This window comes from Cupriavidus oxalaticus (assembly GCF_038900635.1).
Classification (GTDB): domain Bacteria; phylum Pseudomonadota; class Gammaproteobacteria; order Burkholderiales; family Burkholderiaceae; genus Cupriavidus; species Cupriavidus oxalaticus_B.
Window position 1 is genome coordinate 1 of record NZ_JAYMRX010000062.1, and the last position, 1,705, is coordinate 1,705.

Annotated in this window: 1 protein-coding gene; it reads right to left on the bottom strand. The window is 60.2% G+C overall.

Annotated elements, in window-relative coordinates:
- Window positions 1–195 precede the first annotated feature (195 nt).
- A complete protein-coding gene (locus VSR71_RS34920) occupies window positions 196–1,596 on the bottom strand; it encodes an ISNCY family transposase (protein ID WP_342917898.1) in 1,401 nt (466 codons plus the stop codon).
- Window positions 1,597–1,705 lie beyond the last annotated feature (109 nt).

A 1,705-nucleotide genomic window follows, 5' to 3' on the forward strand; every position in this document is an offset into this window, starting at 1 on the left:
TGTCCAGGCAAAGTTGAAATGTCCGGGCGCCAGCAAAGTTGAAATGTCCGGTTTTCCGGTGTCATTTCAGCTTTATCTGATCTGTTTTTGGGGTTCCCGTCGGGCGCTGGTGCTGGCCTGACACGATTGAGTCCAGCTCGGGGTGAAGCTGTCATGCCAGCAGGGCGGATGTGCATTACCAGTCGCAAACAGAAATCAGTTCTCGGTTCCGTTAAGCGGCCACGGTTGCCGCTGTAAGCGTTTTAGCGCTTCCAACATATCGTTCTGATCCAGCGAGCGCTGCGACTTCTTGCCTGGTGGTCGTCCACGCTTGCGGACAACGCCTTCCGTGGCAGGCAAAGAGAGCGATCGCGTGTTGTCGCGTTTCTCCTGGACATATTGCGCCATCTGCAGCACAGCTCCGAGCCGCTTGTTATCGACGATGGCGCCTTGATCGATTTCTGACAGTCGGTCATAAATGGTGTAGGGCAGGGCAGCGCCATTCGCCCTTGGCTCAATCCTGCCGTCCGGATAGTGATAGACGTCGATATAGCGCCCAGCCAGCTTCCGATGCTCTGGCGTATCGGCCAGCAGGTAGAGCATCTTGTCGTACTGAATCGTCAGGCTCTTGGACACACACCGCGGCTCGCGCCAGGTAAAGACTAGGTCCAGGTTTTCATCCGCTCGCAGTGGTCGATGGGCATCATGGCTGTTGCGCGGTACCTTGGCAAAGCGCGCGTTGTAATCCGCAATGAATTCCGACATGAAGGCGTTGGCGGCCTCCATGGTGCTGATGCCGCGCAGGCGCAGTTCCTTGACCAGGCGATCCTGCAACGTCAGGTGGGTCCGTTCGACGCGGCCCTTGGCTTGGCTGCTGTTGGCGCAAATGCCCTCAATGTTCAGCTCGAACAAGGCCCGGGCAAACTGGGTGTGGCCGTCGCCGCCGGTCGCCCCTTGTTTGTTGACCCGAAACACGCTGGCCTTGTCGCTGTAGAACGCCACCGGCTTGCCGTGGCGCTCCAGGTAGGCGCGCGTTGCGGCGAAGTATGTGAAGGTCGCCTCCGAATGGGTAAAGTGCAACTCCATGATCCGGCTGGTGGCGTCGTCGACATAGACCAGCAGCGTGCAGGCCGGCGCGCGATCCTCAAACCAGCGGTGATCGCAGCCGTCGATCTGGATCAGTTCACCGAGACACGCGCGGCGGTTGCGTGGCTGGTAGACCTTGGGTGGCCGCTGTTTGCGTGGCACCCACAGTCCGGCCACCATCATCAGCCGGCGAATCGTTTCCTTAGACAGCGTCAGCCCATGACGCTCGCTCAGCTTCTCGGCGGCCAGGGTCGGGCCAAAGTCGGCGTAATGCTCGCGGATCAGGCCCAGCGCTGCGGCCTCACGATCGGCCGATAGGCGGTTGTTGGGGGGCCGGCCGCGCTTGCGCGAGACCAGTCCAGACGGTCCTTCCTGCCGATAGCGCTCCAGCAACCGCCGGAACTGCCGGTCGGTGATCTCCAACCGTTCGGCGGCCACGCCGGGCCGCAACTGACCATCCATCACGGCCTGGACCGTCTTGAGCCTGTCTAATTCCTGCATGCTGACTGTAATGACCTTGGATTTAGCCATCCTCTGGCGTCTCCATCGTGTTCAACCGGGCAGGCTGAATACCATGAAGAGCGCCTCAGGCGGACATTTCTGCTTTGCTAAAACCGGACATTACCGCTTTGCCGCTACA

Coding starts and splice junctions, on each gene's coding strand:
- VSR71_RS34920 (WP_342917898.1), bottom strand. CDS start 1,596: ATGGCTAAATCCAAGGTCATTACAGTCAGCATGCAGGAATTAGACAGG.